At 56.5% G+C, this 17,190-nt stretch carries 10 protein-coding genes; 2 read left to right on the plus strand and 8 right to left on the minus strand.

From position 1 onward, the window contains the following. Nucleotides 1-33: 33 nt before the first annotated feature. Both EGY08_RS05130 and EGY08_RS05135 read right to left on the minus strand, forming a co-directional pair. Nucleotides 34-822, minus strand: coding sequence for a helix-turn-helix transcriptional regulator (locus EGY08_RS05130; RefSeq protein ID WP_004131056.1), 789 nt, complete (start codon nt 820-822; stop codon nt 34-36). 15 nt (nt 823-837) lie between these two features. Then, nucleotides 838-1,392 carry a YbhB/YbcL family Raf kinase inhibitor-like protein gene (locus EGY08_RS05135; RefSeq protein WP_004131055.1) on the minus strand — a complete coding sequence of 185 codons (555 nt, stop codon included), beginning with the start codon at nt 1,390-1,392 and terminating at the stop codon, nt 838-840. Between the two features lie 191 nt (nt 1,393-1,583). Here EGY08_RS05135 and rlmI point away from each other — a divergent pair, with 191 nt between their 5' ends. Both rlmI and hspQ read left to right on the plus strand, forming a co-directional pair. Further along, nucleotides 1,584-2,786 carry a 23S rRNA (cytosine(1962)-C(5))-methyltransferase RlmI gene (rlmI, locus tag EGY08_RS05140; protein ID WP_123828294.1) on the plus strand — a complete coding sequence of 401 codons (1,203 nt, stop codon included), beginning with the start codon at nt 1,584-1,586 and terminating at the stop codon, nt 2,784-2,786. A 60-nt stretch (nt 2,787-2,846) separates the two neighbouring features. Continuing rightward, nucleotides 2,847-3,164, plus strand: a complete 318-nt coding sequence (gene hspQ, locus EGY08_RS05145) for a heat shock protein HspQ (RefSeq protein ID WP_004131053.1) — start codon at nt 2,847-2,849, stop codon at nt 3,162-3,164. A gap of 35 nt (nt 3,165-3,199) precedes the next feature. Here the strand turns inward: hspQ and EGY08_RS05150 are convergent, their stop codons facing one another. The 6 genes from EGY08_RS05150 to EGY08_RS05175 form a co-directional block, all read right to left on the minus strand. Then, nucleotides 3,200-4,132: a hypothetical protein gene (locus tag EGY08_RS05150; RefSeq protein ID WP_004131052.1), complete on the minus strand. Its 933-nt coding sequence runs from the start codon at nt 4,130-4,132 to the stop codon at nt 3,200-3,202. Nucleotides 4,133-4,174: 42 nt separating this feature from the next. Then, the gene (locus tag EGY08_RS05155; RefSeq protein ID WP_123828295.1) at nt 4,175-7,318 is read right to left on the minus strand and encodes a glycosyltransferase; all 3,144 of its coding nucleotides are present in this window, start codon (nt 7,316-7,318) and stop codon (nt 4,175-4,177) included. Nucleotides 7,319-7,515: 197 nt separating this feature from the next. Beyond that, the gene (locus tag EGY08_RS05160; protein ID WP_004131043.1) at nt 7,516-8,721 is read right to left on the minus strand and encodes an HlyD family efflux transporter periplasmic adaptor subunit; all 1,206 of its coding nucleotides are present in this window, start codon (nt 8,719-8,721) and stop codon (nt 7,516-7,518) included. Then, a complete protein-coding gene (locus EGY08_RS05165) occupies nt 8,718-10,865 on the minus strand; it encodes a type I secretion system permease/ATPase (RefSeq protein WP_004131041.1) in 2,148 nt (715 codons plus the stop codon). Before EGY08_RS05165 ends, EGY08_RS05160 begins: the two co-directional genes overlap by 4 nt. After that, nucleotides 10,862-12,298: a TolC family outer membrane protein gene (locus tag EGY08_RS05170; protein WP_004131040.1), complete on the minus strand. Its 1,437-nt coding sequence runs from the start codon at nt 12,296-12,298 to the stop codon at nt 10,862-10,864. The genes EGY08_RS05165 and EGY08_RS05170 overlap by 4 nt, the downstream gene beginning before the upstream one ends. A 170-nt stretch (nt 12,299-12,468) precedes the next feature. Then, the gene (locus EGY08_RS05175) at nt 12,469-16,962 is read right to left on the minus strand and encodes a beta strand repeat-containing protein (protein WP_370519168.1); all 4,494 of its coding nucleotides are present in this window, start codon (nt 16,960-16,962) and stop codon (nt 12,469-12,471) included. Between the last annotated feature and the right edge of the window lie 228 nt (nt 16,963-17,190).

Consider the following 17,190-nt stretch of genomic DNA (forward strand, 5'->3'; position numbering starts at 1 on the left):
ACAATGACTCACTACAGAGGATAGCAAATTCCGTCAGCGTACATGCTTAGGTAATAATCCATAGTGCTGGCGAAAACGGGCGCTAAAGCGCGAGCCTGACAGGTAGCCGCTGCTTTGCGCAATGTCGCCAATAGGTCGCGACGTCGACTGTAATTGCCCCAGCGCGTAGGCCATACGGACCTCTTCCACGATCTGGCGGAAACTGCGGGACTCCAGCTGCAAACGGCGGCGCAGCGTCGACTCCCCCAGAAACAGCATCTTAGCCACTTTCGCTACGCTCCACGCATCGCCAGGCGACAGCATAATAATTTGCCTGACCTGGCCGGTTATGTCTTCGCGCCGTTCGTTGAGCAGCGGTCCGGCGTATCCGGCCTGATACAGCGCCAGCAGCAGTCCCATTGCCTGATGATGCTGCAGTTCGCCGCTGAGCCCCTCCCGTACCGCCTGCAGCACGCTTTGCCACATAAACGACAGTTCCGCCCCCAGCGGCGCGCAAAGCGACGTCAGGCGGCCAGCCTGCGGTTCGCTCATATAGCGATTCTTAAAATCCGCCAGCAGTTCCGGAGTTAATGAGAGCAGATCGGAGCAAAACAGTCCGTTTTCCGGCTGATTAATCACCTCGAGCTCAACCTCGGCGGGCAAAATAATCAGCTGCTGCGGCGTTGCCAGCATCTCGCTGACGCCCTGTACAATCACTTTGCTGCCGCGGTTTACCCGGCAGATCGCAGGTGAGAACAGCGTGACGCGGTGCAATTTGCATAATCGTCGGGTGGTAATTTCCGCCGCCGTTAACGCGTTATGGTGAAAATTGATGTTCCGCATCAGGCTGCCCTTATTTTATCTTCCGGCCATCGCCGTTATCTGCGCGCTGGCGATGGCATGGCTATGCAACATAAAACCGACTAACGCCCCGCTGGCGTCGCCATCAATGGGCAGCGTCGGGGTATCCAGCGCCCATACCGTAAAGCGGTAGCGATGCGGTTTATCCCCGGCCGGCGGACACGCACCGCCAAAGCCCGCATAGCCAAAGTCATTGCGCCCCTGTACCGCCCCGGCAGGCAGTTTAGCGTTATTTTTGTCTCCGGCGCCAGCGGCTATGCTTGTCACCTGTTGGGCAATATTCACCACCGTCCAGTGCCACCAGCCGCTCCCGGTCGGCGCATCAGGATCGTAAGCGGTCACCGCGAAACTGCGGGTCCCTGCCGGGGCATTTTGCCAGGCGATTTGCGGTGAGATATTGCCGCCGGTGCAGCCAAAACCGCCAAACCAGTGCGTCTGCGCCAGCGTCTGGCCGTCGCGCATATCCGCGCTGCTGACGCTAAACGGCGCGGCAATCGCCGTTCCACTTATCATGACCATTATCGCGGCAGCGAATTTCAATCCTGTTTTCATCGTATTTTCCTCCGTCAGGTGAGGAAATACTGTAAGATCCCGGCGTGATTTTTATTGTGCCAAAGCGCCTGCGTTTTGTGCCGAAACGCTCACCTGTCGATACCGGTGGAATGGTGCTTGCCTCAGCCACTTGTGCTAACCTACGCGCCATTTTTTCGGTGCCGACATTCCCGTTGCTTAAAGGTAGCCCCATGACAGACTCCATTTTCCCCCGCTTAGTGTTAACCAAAGGACGCGAGAAATCCCTGCTGCGTCGCCATCCGTGGATTTTCTCCGGCGCCGTCGCCCGGATGGAAGGTAAAGCCCGTTCAGGTGAGACCATCGATATCGTTGATTCGCAGGGAAAATGGCTGGCCCGCGGCGCCTATTCGCCGTCTTCGCAGATCCGCGCCCGCGTCTGGAGCTTCGATCGCGATGAAGCCATTGATAACGCCTTTTTTGAGCGTCGTCTTCAGCAGGCGCAAACCTGGCGCGAGTGGCTGGCGGCACGCGACGGGCTTGATAGCTATCGCCTGATAGCCGGTGAATCCGACGGTCTGCCGGGCGTGACCATCGACCGTTTTGGCGACTTTTTTGTTCTGCAGCTGCTGAGCGCCGGTGCCGAATACCAGCGGGCGTCGATTGTTAGCGCGCTGCAAACGCTGTTCCCGAACTGCGCTATCTACGATCGTAGCGACGTTGCGGTGCGTAAAAAAGAGGGGCTGGAGCTGGCGCAGGGGCCGGTTGTCGGCGAGCTGCCGCCTGCCCTGCTGCCGATTACCGAGCACGGTATGCAGCTGCTGGTAGACATTCAGGGCGGCCATAAAACCGGCTATTACCTTGACCAGCGCGACAGCCGTCTGGCGACGCGTCGCTACGTCGCCGATAAGCGCGTGCTGAACTGCTTCTCCTATACCGGCGGTTTTGCCATCTCCGCGCTGATGGGCGGCTGCCGCCAGGTTGTCAGCGTTGATACCTCCCAGGAGGCGCTGGACGTCGCCAGACAGAACGTTGAGCTGAATAAGCTGGATCTGTCAAAAGCGGAGTTCATCCGCGACGACGTCTTCAAGCTGCTGCGTAAATATCGCGACGCCGGGGAAAAGTTCGATGTTATCGTAATGGATCCGCCGAAGTTTGTGGAAAATAAAAGCCAGCTGATGGGCGCCTGCCGCGGCTATAAGGACATCAACATGCTGGCGCTTCAGCTGTTGAATCCCGGCGGCGTACTGCTGACCTTCTCCTGTTCCGGCCTGATGACTACCGATTTATTTCAGAAAATCGTTGCCGATGCCGCCCTGGATGCCGGACGTGATGTACAATTTATAGAACAGTTCCGCCAGGCTGCCGATCATCCGGTGATAGCAACCTACCCGGAAGGGCTGTATCTGAAAGGGTTTGCTTGCCGCATCATGTAACTTGAAAAATGGAGAATCGGCCCGCATATAGCAGGTAATCATGTCTCCCGGGAGGTGCTTATGATAGCCAGCAAATTCGGTATCGGCCAACAAGTTCGCCACACGCTGCTGGGCTACCTGGGCGTGATCGTCGATGTCGATCCAGAGTACTCGCTCACGGAGCCGGAAGAGGACGAGATCGCCGCTAACGACGAACTGCGTCTTGCGCCCTGGTATCACGTGGTGATGGAGGACGATGATGGCCAGCCGATTCACACTTATCTTGCAGAAGCGCAGCTAAGCAGCGAGCCCAGCGACGAACACCCTGAACAACCTTCAATGGATGAGCTGGCGAGAACGATCCGTCAGCAGCTCCAGGCTCCAAGGCTGCGTAACTGATCTAAAAACCCGCGCTGCGGGTTTTTTATTGCCTGTCATTTTATTACGGTATCTGCCAGGGCCTGGCAAATCAGACTGTTGAACTGTCCGTCACGCTGCTGTTTCTCAGTCCAGCGGGTATTAGCCAGCTTCATTTCGCGGGAAATACCTGCACTGCTTTGCGCTAACTGTTGAAAAAATGGCCGCAGCATCTCTCCCCCTGGCAGCGACTGGAGTTTAAACACCGGGCTGCCATCAACATAGCGATATGCCAGCACCTTATTCGGCAAGATTATCGCCGGGAAAGCGTGCTGTGCGTAGCTAGCCCAGAAGGCCGCCGCATTATAGCCACGAGAAAAGTTACTCTCGCAAGCAGGAAGTTCAGCTGACGGCGCGATTCTTTTCTCAGCGGGTCTGAAGGCATTTTCCATCCAGCGAGCCATACCCTCCAGGTACCATTTCTGTTTAAAAACCGCGTAACCATACTGGTATAAATGGAATAATTCATGGGCTGGCGTAACGTTGCGCGCGGGTTGCAGCCCGGCGTTGAGGACAATTTTTAAGCCGCAGGGCAGCGCCGTTCCATCGCTCATCGTTTCTGCCGCCACGCGATCGAAGGCCAGGCCATGACCTTTAGGTAGCGCCAGCAGATAGAGGTTAATCTGTCGGGCCTGGGCATAAATTTTCTGCCGTAGCGGCGAGCGCAGGCCCAGCAGCGAGGTGTAGAGATATTGCGCCGCCTGTAGCTGACGACCAATATCTTTTATGACGTCCGGCACGCCATCGCCGGTACTATCCTGCGGATATCGCAGGGCATCTTTGCCCTGCAGGCTGTAGTAAATGTGAAAGTCATCCACCACGTGCGTTTTTTCCAGGCGGTGCTCATGAAGCAGGGAGCCGGGAACGCAGCGCGAAACCTGCACGATATCGCTGGCCAACAGCGGCGAACTGCAGCAGGACGCCAGCAGCAGCGTGATGACTCGCCTCATCGCCGCTCCAGGGGGCCGGGCAAAGGGAAAAGGCGCTGATGGTTATCCAACCTTAGCCGCCTGATGACGCTTTTTTTCCAGCCCGCTCGCCTGCTCCGTTCCGGTATCCAGCAGACGTTCGCTTGCCTGCCGCCACGCCGCCCAGCGTCCGGCGATCGCGCTGGCGTAGTAACGTTGCGCGTTGCGCAGCGCGGCCTGCTGCATACTTTGCTGTAGCGTCTGGTCGGAGATGACCTTGATCATCGCCGCCGCCAGCGCGTCCTCATCGCCGCATGGCACCAGAATTCCCGCCTGCCGGTCCTGCAGGATGTCGCGCGGGCCATATTTAATGGCGAAGCTAATTAACGGCGTACCGTATGCCATCGCCTCGACGGCGGAAATGGACTGCCCCTCCTGAGTCGAACAAAGCACCGTGCAGCAGGCCGTCTTGTGTGCCAGCGCGATGTCGGAGGTGAAACCGTTGATATGGATCGCATGCTCCAGCCCCCACTCCGCCACCTGCGCGCTTAAGCCGCGTCGCAGCGGCCCTACCCCATAAGTGTGCAGCTGCGCGTCAGGGATCGCCTTCACGACCTGACGAAACGCGCTCAGCAGTAAAGCGTGCTGTTTCTCTTCCGAGTAGCGCGCCAGGTAAATGACCGTTTGCGAAGGCGTCTTCTGCGGATTCGCCGGTATAGCGCCGTTATCAAGATGGTTGGGGATCACCGCCATCCGGGCGGCCGGAAATCCCTCCTGCTGCAGGTCCTGCCACTGTTCATCAGTCAGGACAATCAGCTGGTCTACGAGTTCCGGCTGTTCCAGGATATGCCGGTATGAGCTTTTCAGCGCCCCGTTAGACAACTGATGATGGGAGTGAATAATCGCGCTCAGCGTGCATGCCATACGCTGGGCGGGCCGTGAGCAGACGAAGCTTTTCCACGTTTTATTTTTATCGACGATAAAGTGCCAGCGCCCTTTTTCCGCCAGCCGGGTTTCCAGCATCCACGCATAAAACGCCTCTTCCTGAGCAAAGCGTTTGACCTCCCCTCCCGCCAGAGCGATTTCAAGATGGCTTAGCTGCACGTTGCCTTTTTTTTCGTCAAAGCTTTTGCGCAGCAGAATATTGCCGGCGCGATCAATAAAGTCTTCGATGATTCTCCCCTGCGGACGCAGCAGGAAGTTGTGTTTACCCACCGGTAGATCCGCGGTGGGATTCACGGCATGCCTGAGCTCGATATTGCCCACCAGCGGCGCCAGCGCAGAGATCGCATTCATCTCAAGACAATCGCTTAGCCACGCATACAGGTTATAAACCGGCACCTCTTCGGGCAGTGCGCCGCGGGCTTTCAGCGCCTTAACCGCCGTGGAGAGTTCGGGATTCCACGTCGCGGTAATCAGCCAGGGTACGGTGCCCAGATGTTCGGTGAACAGCTTCGCCCTGCGCATGGCCGCCACCTCAATACCGTTGCCGACGTCACGCAGGGTCTCCAGCAGAAACACGGGGGTCGCGCTATTCGCCGGCGGCGCGTCGTCCTGCTGGAGCGGCGGCTTTTTTGCCGCTAAATGGTATTTCTGGTAGGCGATAAAGCCGGAAAGATAGTGCTCGACGTCATCGATTCGCACGCGGTAGCTGTGGTGGCGAATAAAGAAGCTGTTGACGATCCGCGCGGGATTTTTAAAGAACATCGCCAGCTCGGGCCAGAAAAAGCCGTTCAGCAGATAGCGGGCGCGGGCCTCCAGCGCCTGCCAGAACTTCTGCTGGTCAAAATCCGCCAGCAGATGGCGATGCTCGGGCGAGGCGTCCAGGCGGGTCACCATTTCAGACGCCGCCATCATTAATTCCAGCAGCGTGGGATAGGTGGTGACGCGATGCAGCACGAAATCAAGATGATCGCGCACGTTGTTCAGGCCAAAGCGAAAGTACTTCTCTTGCGGGCGAAAGCGGGTTAATTCATTCACGCAGTAGCTCAGCCAGTGGTCGTGATGCTGCCAGTGTTTATTTTTAATGAAATAGGCGAAGGCTTTTTCCACCATCTCCAGCCACTGCGGCGCGTTGGTCAGGCCGTACAGGCGCATCAGGGCAAAAGCCGCTTCGCCATCGTAATAAATGATGCGGAATTTGGCTTTTAGCGACAGATCGCGGCTATTTAATACATGAACAAACTGGCCGCTGAGCGGATCCTGCATAAAGGCAATGCCGGTCGCCAACTGCGCCATCAGCGGCAGATATTGCCGGTCTCCAGTCGTTTCGGTGTATTTCACCAGCGCCAGGATGCTGACGGCGTTGCCGCCGAGCTTGATCTCATCGCCCACGTCGCAGAGAAACGCCGCCTCGCGGCCATCGTCCAGCGTCCGTACTTCAATCAGCGTGTTAACCAGGTACGCAATCGCGCGGTCTATCGCCTGACGAACCGACGGCTGACGCGTCGCCTCCCAACCTTCGATCAGCGAATAGGTCGAGCTGGCATGGCGCAGCGCGTTATAGGAGCGGACCGGACGATCGAAACAGGGAAACCAGCCATAATGGTAGAGGCCATCTTGCTTTACCTGACGGGCCAGATAATCGGTGCCTTTTTTAATCACCTCGGCGAGGCACTCGTCCTGCCACTCTTCCCCAATGACGCGATAGCCGGAACCCCGTCCGGTATGTTCAATCACTTTTGTCCCAAAACGATCGCAGAAGACGCCCTGGGTTTTAAAACGCCAGAGCGGCTGCTGCGGATCTTGCGGCCAGCTCAGCGTCTGCTTAAACCGCCGCTGGGCATAGTTTTCCAGATTGACGCTATTCGGCGCCACGACGCCGTTATCCCCGTCGTAGAGCAGCGCGTTACCGGTAATTTCCTGCTCAAGCATTGCGCAATTAAACTGCGGATCAAACGCAAGGCCAAAGCGAAAATAGTTACGCTTGGTGACCATGAATTTTTCGTTGAGGGATTGCCAGCTGAGCTTTTCAACGCTGTCCACGACGTCAATCCGTAACCACTGCGGTTCGCTGTCCTGTTTTTTACGCCACTCCTGTAGCGCTCTGGCCCCTGCCAGCCACGCGAGATCGAAGCTGGTTCCGCTGGAGATATGAGTATGCGCGCGTGATTTTCCATCGCTGACGCTAAAGAAAATGACCCATGCCGGATAGTCAGAGGGCAATACGGTGGATTTTAATTTTTTCGCCTGAAAGCAGGCTTGTTGCAGTAAGTCACTTAGCGCCATCTTTCCCTCTCCGTTTATTCAAGAATGCGTTGAATGTTTAAAAATTATTATCAGAGACTGCAAACAAACCGGTTTTAGATATTGCGGCGATGTCTCTGCCCGGCACACTCCCCGGAGGCGGCGCTCGACGCGCCTTGTCCGGGCTACCGGACCGCAAACGGCGGTGACCCGTAGCCAATAAGGAGCTCGCACATTGATTAACGTTCCCTTAATGCTTCTTTTGCCCGATTAAACGGTTTGACCAGATAATCCATGACCGTTTTTTCCCCGGTCTTAATATCAACGGTGGCAATCATTCCCGGGCCGATTAAAAAGCGCTTACCGCTTTTATTTTCCAGGTAATCGTAGTCAGTACGAATAAACACCCGATAGTAGTAAATATCGGGTTTAGCTTCGTCCTGGGTCGTATCCGGCGATATGGTTTCCACCACGCCGTTAAGCGCGCCATAGATGGCATAATCATAGGCGGTAATTTTCACCAGCGCCTGCTGGTCAGGATGAATAAAAGCGATATCGCGCGGTGAAATCCGCGCTTCAATTAATAATCGGCCATCTACCGGAACAATTTCCATCAGCTCGCCGTTCGGCGCAATAACCCCACCAATGGTGTTGACCTTGATATTTTTTACGATCCCCTGAACCGGCGAACGAACGGTTAAGCGCGTGACCGAATCGGCGCGGCCTTTAATCACTTCCGCCAGGCTGGCCACGTCGGCATTGGCTTTTGACAGCTGTTCACGTGCGTCAACAAAATAGCGGGTATTAAGATCAATCTTTTTAAAGCTAATATCCGCGACCTGTTGGCGAAGACGTAGCACTTCAACGTTGCTCGCCGCTCCGGTTTTCGCCAGCCTTTCGGTGATGGCCAGTTCGCTATTGACCAGTTTTAGCGATTCATCCAGTTGGCGCGTCGATTTGCTCAACTGCTCCTTGCGGCTATGGTAGAGGCGAGTCTCTTCGGCCAGCAGCGCGGGCCAGGCTTTCAGGGAGTCGGGAAACGCCAGCGGCTGATTGTTGACTTCGGCAGTTAAACGAATGCTCGCCGCCAGCGAGGCGCGATATTTCGCCTGGCTTTCGCCAACATTAGATTCGCTGCGGGTGGGGTCGAGACGGGCCACGACCTGTCCGGCTTGTACCTTGCTGCCTTCCCGTACGTTCAGCTCGGTTAAAATACCGCCGTCGAGGGTTTGTATCACCTGCTCGCGGGAGCTGGGGATCACTTTCCCGGTGCCCGTTGAGACTTCGTCCAGTACCGCGAACCATGCCCAGACGCCGCCCACCAGCAGCATCACGGCCAGCAGGAGAATCAGCCGTCGCGATTTTACGATCTGCGCTTCGTCTTGTTCGCTCTCCGGCAGCAGCGCCACCGGGTCATTGTCGGCCAGCAGGGGAAATTTACTCATATATTCACCACCTGGCCGCGGGCTTTCTCTTGTTCAAAGACCGTCGCTTTGGGTTTATCCAGCGCCAGCTGCCCGTCCTGGATAACCAGGATCCGATCAACGATATTGAGCACCGCCGCTTTGTGCGTGGCGATAATCATCGTTCTCTCACCGGCCCACTGCGCCAGCTGTTCCACAAAAGCTTTTTCTGTTCGCTCGTCGAAAAACGAGGTCGGTTCATCGAGCAGGATAATGTTCGGATCGCGCAGCAGCGTTCTGGCCAGCAGCAGCGACTGCCGCTGGCCGCCTGACAGCCCCAGTCCGCCTTCCATAACGACGTGTTCAAGACCAAGGGGCAGTTTGCGCACGAACTCCAGCGCGCCGCACAGGGTAAGCACCGAGAAGATTTCATCATCCGTCGCCGCCGGACGCCCGAGGATCAGGTTCTCGCGCAGGGTGCCGTGAAACAGCCGTGCTTCCTGGGTCAGCAAGGTGGCGTTGCGGCGAATATCCGCGAGATCGATCTGCGGCAGGCTTAAATCATCCAGCCGCAGCTCGCCGGAGACCAGCTCGATGTTGCCCATCATCGCCTGCAGTAAGGTCGATTTACCGGCACCGATTCGTCCAAGAATAGCGATTCTCTCCCCGGCTTTTATCGACAGTTGGTTAATCCGCAGCGGGATGGCGGCGTCGTTAAGGCCATAGCGGAATTCCGCCTGGCGGAACTCGTAGTTGCCGTGCAGCACGGCGCGATGAACCCGAGGTTCGTCCTGCCCCCCTTCGACCGGCAGCGCCATCAGCGTATCGAGGCTGGCCTTCGCCGTTTTCACCTGCTGCCAGCGCGCAAGAACCCCGCACAGCGCGGTCATCGGCGCCACCATGCGGGTCGATAGCATCGATGCCGCCACCATCGCCCCGGTGGTGATGTCGCCATTAATTACCAGCGGCGCGCCGACCACCACCACCGTGGCGTACAGCAGGTTTTGCACCGACATTCCCCAGCTGACCAGGCCGTGGGTGAGCCTGCGCGTTTTGACCCCTGACTCGGCGGTAATCGCGATATAGCTATTCCACTGATGCAAGAAACGGCTTTCCGCCTGCATCATTTTGATGTCCTGCAATCCCTGGATGCTTTCCACCAGGATGGCGTTACGCAAGGTATTTTCGTGCTGGTTTTTATTGGCCAGCGCCGCCAGCTTGCGCTGCAAAAGCAGGCCGGGGAGGATCATCAGGACCGTCGCCACCGGCGCAATCCAGCTTAGCCACGGCGAGACAATAAACAGCACCACCTGAAACAGGAGAAAGAACGGTAAATCCGCCACGATGGTCATCATCGTCGAGGTCATCATTTCTCGCACCTGCTCCAGCTCGCGGATTTGCGAAATAAAGCTCCCCGTCGAGCGCGGCACGGCGCTGTTTTTCAGGCGCAGCGCGTGGCCGAAGACCCGGTCAGAAACGCGAATATCCCCGCGTTTGCCGAGCAGATCCGTGACGTGCCCGCGCATAATTTTCAGCACAAAAGCAAAGACCGCCGCCAGCAATACGCCGCTGAACAGAACATAAAGCGTGGGATAAGACTGCGCCGGGATCACCCGATCGTAAACCTGCATCGAAAACAGAATACCGCTCAGCGCAAGAACGTTTATCGCAAAAGACGCCAGCATCACGTGCATATAGGGGCGAATATCTTTCAGCACAATTTTGCGCAGCCAGTCCGGCTGAAAACGGGCCAGATAGCTCTCGGTGCGAATATCCCTTTCCGGCGCCGCCGGGCGAAAAGCAATGGTCTTTTCAATTTCCGGCAGCAGGGTTTCCAGCGGGCAGTAGCTGAGCAGCGCGAGCTCCTTCACAAACCGCACCCCGACGGCGTTATTGACGTCAACGCTTTCAACCACGGCGATTTGGCCGTCGCGAAGCTGGATGACTAGCGGTAGCCGCCAGGCCGACATTTTCTGATCGGCGGCGGATAAAAACTGGCAGTTTAGCCCGGCGTGGCGCGCCAGGTGCCGGAGCGCCTCAGGCAGGGTTTTCTGCGTCGCCCATTCGGCGGCGGCATGCAGCGTTCCGGGCGAAAAGCTTTGTCGATAGTGGTTGGCAATAAAGGCTATCGCATTGGACCAGTCGATCAGATGCGGTATCCCGGCGCGTTCATCTTGTGAGGTCATGGGCGGATCTCCACGCCCTGGATATTTTGTTTTTCCAGCGCGAACACCGTGCGCATCTTGCCGGTGCTGAACAGGCAGTCCAGCTCCAGGGAGCGCAGTTGCGATTCCGTCAGGACCTGGCTAAATCTGGCCTGGTAAATTTCCTGATCGACGTTGAGCAGATCCAGCAGCGGGCGCGAACCGAGCTGAAGGTACTGATCCTGATACAGCGCCCGGGTTTGTTCGCCCAGCTGCTGCTGGCGCTTTTGAATACCCAACGACTGAGCCAGATTAACCGCTTCATCGCGCGAGGCGTTGAGTTTCTGGCTGGCGTCCAGCTGCGCGGTTTTGATCGCCGCATTCGCCGCCGCCAGGCTTTGCTGGGCGGCGTCGCGGGAGGCGGTCATCGCCCCGCCCTGATAGATGGGCATCTGTACTTTAACCCAGGCGGAATATTGCGTTTTATTGAGCACCGCGCTGTTGGCGTAGTTATCGTTGAGGTAGTGGGTAACTTCCGGCTCAAGGGAAATCGTCGGCAGCATTTGCGCATTGGCGTTATCCAGCTGCGCCTGCGCCTGACCGGCCTGGGCCAGCGCCGCTAATACCGCAGGCACTGAGCGATAATCGATTTTGGCTACCGCGCAGGCGGCATCCATCCCCTGCGGGACGTCATCCGTTACCGTGGCGATTCCGCCGATGCCAATGTAGGTCGCGAGCGTGGCTTTCCAGCGCTCAAGGGCCGCCTGATATTGCAGGAGCGTGGATTGTGCGCCTTCCACGCGGGTATCGGTCTGCACGACGTCCGATAAAGACGACGCCCCCGCATCGTTGCGCTGGCGAATAAGATCGCCAATCTGTTTGAGCGAATTGACCTGCGCTTTGGCGATTTCCACCAGCTTCTGATAGCCCTGAACCTGGACTACCGCCGCCGCGGTGTCATGAGCGACCTGATCGATGCTCAGCATGACGGTAGCCTGCTGTTGGGCAACGCCGGAGTCTGCGGCTCTGACCGAGCTGGACACTTTGCCGAAGTCGTACAGCATTTGCGATACCGACACCACCAGCGATGGCGTATATCCGGCATCAGAATAGGTATTACTATAACCATTATTCATACCCGCACTAACTTGCGGGTAATATTTGGCTTTCGCCACGTCGACTTTCTGCGCCATCTCCTGGAGTTTACTCACCTCCTGGGTTATAGACGGATGCCAGTTCACCGCATTTTTTACCGCTTTTTTAATATCCAGTGGGCCGGATATTCGGCTTTGGCTATTAATAATATCCTCATTATACCCCGCGACCTGTTGGCTATCAGTTAAGCGCTGGCTGCTAATATCATTCGGCATTAAATATGAATTTTCCGCATGAGCAGAAAATGCCGGATTGAAAGAAATAAAGAGGGCTGTATAGCCGCAGGTTATGACATTCCTTTTTTGTTTAAATAGACGCATCAAATTTACCCTTCAGAAAACACGTACTGAAAAAACGGATATAATCATTCCCGCATCATTATTTTTATTAAATGATAGTCGGCTATCTACCGGTTCACTGACCGATTCATTCCTCCGCAATGAAATAACCTCGACGGCGCTTCCCTGCGCCGTCAGCGTTATAACGCCAGTTAGTTGGAGTTATTCGTATCAATCAGCTCGTTGAGCGAATTGATATGCACCCCTTCCAGCGTAATTAAGGTTGTTGATTGATGGTCTCCGGCCCCGCCGTCGCGGTCGATGGATACCACCGTGTTATTGCCAACGTAGCTCAGGGTCACATAGTTGCCCAGGCTGCTGCTGTTCCCATCCCAGTCAACCAGCAGCGCAGACACATCGATATGATCCCCTTGCGCAACCGAGAAATCCTTCCAGGTATCGCTGCCGTTACCGCCGGTATTGTCATCGGCCAGCAGGTTGTAAACCACCGTGTCGGCCCCGATACCCAGGGTGAAGGTATCGTCATAAGCGGTGCTGTGGACATCGTCTCCGTTCACGCTGCCGGTCATCTGCGGATGCAGATCGATGGTCAGCGTCGCCGCGGAAGAAACGCCATTGCTGTCGTTTACCGTGTAGGCGAACACCTCCTTGTGCGTGATTGTCGACACATCCATCCCTGCCTTCAGACTGTAGGTATAAGAACCATTATTCGCCATCGTCAGGGTGCCATAGTCACCGTAAATTGTGACGCTGCTTCCGGTTACTGCGCTACCGTTGCTGGTGGTGATACTGCCATTACTGTTGAAGGTCCAGGATTCGGCACTGCCAGTGGAAGTATGTCCGGCGACGGTGTATGAGGCATACAGTACGCCATGGAAATCTTCCGTACCGCCTGAATTGTTTCCGTTCTGGATATTCCCGCTGACGTTGGTTCCGGCCACCGTATAGTGGGTGGCGGTGTCGAACGTTGTACCGGCGATAGAAGCTCCAACCGTATAATTCGGCGCTGGCGTTAAGAAAGTATCCAGAGTGGCGGTGGCTTTCGAAGCCAGGACCATCTCGTAATTTCCTTCACTCAATGCCACACCCGTTAACGTTAGCGTATCCGTAGCGCTAGCTGTTGCGCCTATAATCGTGGTCAAATTTTCTGTCGGCGTCCCTTGCCATACCAGGACCTTACTGCCATCGGTGAGCACGTGATAAATGCTGACCGTGCTGTCAATCCTGACGGTGTTGACCACCGAGCCACTCGCGGTGTAGTTCACTTTCACCGAGAGGGTATCCATTTCACGATCGGCTCCCACGCTAAAGTTAATCAACTTACTCGCTGATACTCCGCTCCCGCTCGACTTACCGCTTGTGTTCAGTCCAGAGGTGTCAATCGCTGGAACATTCACCGTTGCCAGCGCCGTTGCCACGTTCAGCGCAACCACGTCATTCACCGCCAGCGAAGCCGGGCTGTCGATATCGAACGTCAGCGTCGTGCTCGCCGTGTGGCCCAGACTGTCGGTTATGGTGTAGGTAAAGACTTCCGATTGGCCGACGCTATTCACTCCGCCATAAGGCTGATAGGTATAGCTACCGTCGCTAAGGATGGTCAGCGATCCCCAGGCACCGGCTATCGTCGTTCCGCTGCTGGTGACCGCCACCGGATCGGCGTCGGTTACCGAGGTGGCGGTAACGCTGGTCACCTTAATATTTACCCCGGTGTCCGCCACATCGCCGTCGCCATCGCTTTGCAGGACGTTACCCGTCAGGCTGTCGGTGTGATAGCCCTCAGAGTCGGTGACCTCCACGTTGATAAAGGTGCCCAGGTTCAGGTCCAGCAAGGCGCCCAACAGGCCGCCGGTATTCGGTGAAGAGACCACCGCCGTGTACGATCCTGAAGGTAACATTGAGGACCAGCCGCCGCCGCTGTAGTCCAGGCTGAGACCCAGTCCGTCAACATTAATATTGACGGCGTTGGTCAGAACCTGCACCACTTCGCCGGTCGCCTTATCGACGATTGAGAGATCCGCCGTAAAGGACGATGCGCCGCCCAGCAGGCTCAGCAACGTGCTCAGGGCCGCGCCCAGGCTCAGGCCAGTGCTCCCCGAGACAGTGAGCAGCACTTTTTCGTTCGCGCCGGCGGCGACATCAAAGTCAAAACTATTGCCGTTGAGCAAACCAACGTTGACGGAACCGAGTAACGAGACGCCGACAAGTTGGCCAACGGTACCGCTTTCTCCGTTGAGCGTATCGAACGTCGCGGTCAGATCCGTTTCCTGCGCATCCGGATTGGCCTGTGCCGGTTCGATGTTGCCGCCGATATTAATCGTCAGGTTAGTCGTCGAGGTATTGCCCGCTTCATCAGTAATGGTATAGCTAAAGACATCCGATTGACCGATAGCGGCCCCGCCTTTGGTCAACTGGTAGCTATAGCTGCCATCAGAGTGAATCGTCAGTACCCCATAAGCCCCGGTGATATTGACGCCAGCGCTGGTCACGGTAACCGGGGTCGATCCGTCGACGGAGTCCGAGACCGCACTGGTGACCGAGATGCCCTGACCGCTATCCTGCATATCGCCGCTGGCGGTGGTATCCAGCACGTTACCTTCAATGGCGCCGACGCTATAGCCAACGGAATCCGTCACGTCCACGTTGACAAAGCTTGCCACCTGGGCCGCCGCCAGCGCGTTGATCAACGATACCAGGGGGCCGTTACTTTCCGGCGCAGAGATAATCATGGTGTAGTCACCCGCCGGCAGATTGGCGAAGGAGACCGTGCCGTTATAGGAGAGTCCGCCAAGCAGGCTCGCCGAGATATTGACGCTGTTTTCGGCAATCGCCACGACTTCGCCGGTGGCCGTATTTACCACCGACAGATCGGCTGTCAGGGTATTTCCTGCCCCCAGCAGGTTGACGATAGTGGTCAGCAATCCGCTCGCCGTCAGCAGCGAGTTGCCGTTCACCGATACCGTCATATCCTCAACGGTTCCGGAACCCACGCTAAAGCGCAGATTATTGCCCGACAGCAGCGAGACATCGACGGTGCTGAGTAACGTCAGGCCAACCAGTTGGCCGCTGGTACCGCTGACGTTGTTCAGGTTACCTTCCAGCGCGACAACGTCCGGGCTGTTGCTATCGGGGATGGCCTCGATATCGCTATCGGAATCCGAGTCGCTGTCGCTATCCGAATCACTGTCTGAATCGGAGTCGCTATCGGAATCGGAGTCACTGTCAGAGTCAGAGTCAGAATCACTGTCCGAATCCGAGTCGCTGTCAGAATCTGAATCGCTGTCCGAATCCGAGTCGCTGTCGGAATCAGAATCACTGTCCGAATCGGAGTCGCTATCGGAATCCGAGTCGCTGTCAGAGTCTGAATCGCTGTCCGAATCAGAATCACTGTCGGAATCCGAGTCACTGTCGGAGTCGGAATCGCTGTCAGAGTCGGAGTCGCTGTCGGAATCAGAATCACTGTCCGAATCGGAGTCGCTATCGGAATCCGAGTCACTGTCAGAGTCAGCATCGCTGTCCGAATCCGAGTCGCTGTCGCTATCCGAATCACTGTCTGAATCCGAATCGCTATCGGAATCCGAGTCGCTGTCAGAGTCTGAATCGCTGTCCGAATCAGAATCACTGTCGGAATCCGAGTCACTGTCGGAGTCGGAATCGCTGTCAGAGTCGGAGTCGCTGTCGGAATCAGAATCACTGTCCGAATCGGAGTCGCTATCGGAATCCGAGTCACTGTCAGAGTCAGCATCGCTGTCCGAATCCGAGTCGCTGTCGGAATCAGAATCACTGTCCGAATCGGAGTCGCTATCGGAATCCGAGTCGCTGTCAGAGTCTGAATCGCTGTCCGAATCAGAATCACTGTCGGAATCCGAGTCACTGTCGGAGTCGGAATCGCTGTCAGAGTCGGAGTCGCTGTCGGAATCCGCATCGCTATCCGTATCATCAGCCAGACCAATATTGATAGTCAGCGTCGTGGTAGCCGTATCGCCATCCGCATCCGTAATGGTGTAGGTAAAGACCTCCGTTTGACCGACAGAATCAGCGTCCCCGGTCGCATGATAGGTGTAAGAACCATCGGCATAGATCACCAGCGTACCATAGGCGCCCTCAACGATCGTTCCACCTGAGCTAACCGTTTCCGCCGCGGCCCCCGGCACCGAAGTCGCAATGATGCTGGTCACGGTAATACCCGTACCAATATCACCAACATCCCCGCCAGCATCCGTCTGCAGGACGTTACCGCTGATAATCGCGGATTCGTATCCTACGGAGTCGGTTACCGCAACATCCACCGCAGTCACTACGCTGATATTTGCCAGGAAGTTCACCAGCGTCGGCAGCAGTCCGGTATTCGTCGGCGACGAGATCACCACCGTATAGTTACCTTCCGGCAGATCGCTGAAGCTGGCGCCGCCGCTGTAATCCAGGCTGACGCCTCCCGCCGTGATAGTCACCGCATTCGACGCCAACGCAACCACTTCACCGGTCGCCGTATTCACCACCGCGAGATCGGCCTGGAAGGTATCGGTACCGCCCAGCAGAAGCAGCAGCGTATTGATCAGTGCCGCCGAACTCAGCGTTGTCCCGCCGGAAATATCCAGCACCACATCCTGAGTCGTTCCACTCGCGACGGTAAAGTCAAAGTTGTTGCCGCTAAGCAGCGAAACATCAACCACGCCAAGCAAGTTCACGCCAGTCAACTGGGTAATCGTACCGTTTACACCATCGAGATTGTCATGGTTCTCCGATATCAGTGCGGTATTGGTATCCGCGTTGGCCTGCGGAATATCCGAGTCGCTGTCCGAGTCGGAATCGCTATCGGAATCCGAGTCGCTGTCGGAGTCCGAGTCACTGTCAGAGTCCGAATCGCTGTCAGAGTCAGAATCACTGTCGGAATCGGAATCGCTGTCGGAATCCGA

Source organism: Klebsiella sp. FDAARGOS_511, assembly GCF_003812845.1.
GTDB lineage: Bacteria > Pseudomonadota > Gammaproteobacteria > Enterobacterales > Enterobacteriaceae > Klebsiella > Klebsiella grimontii.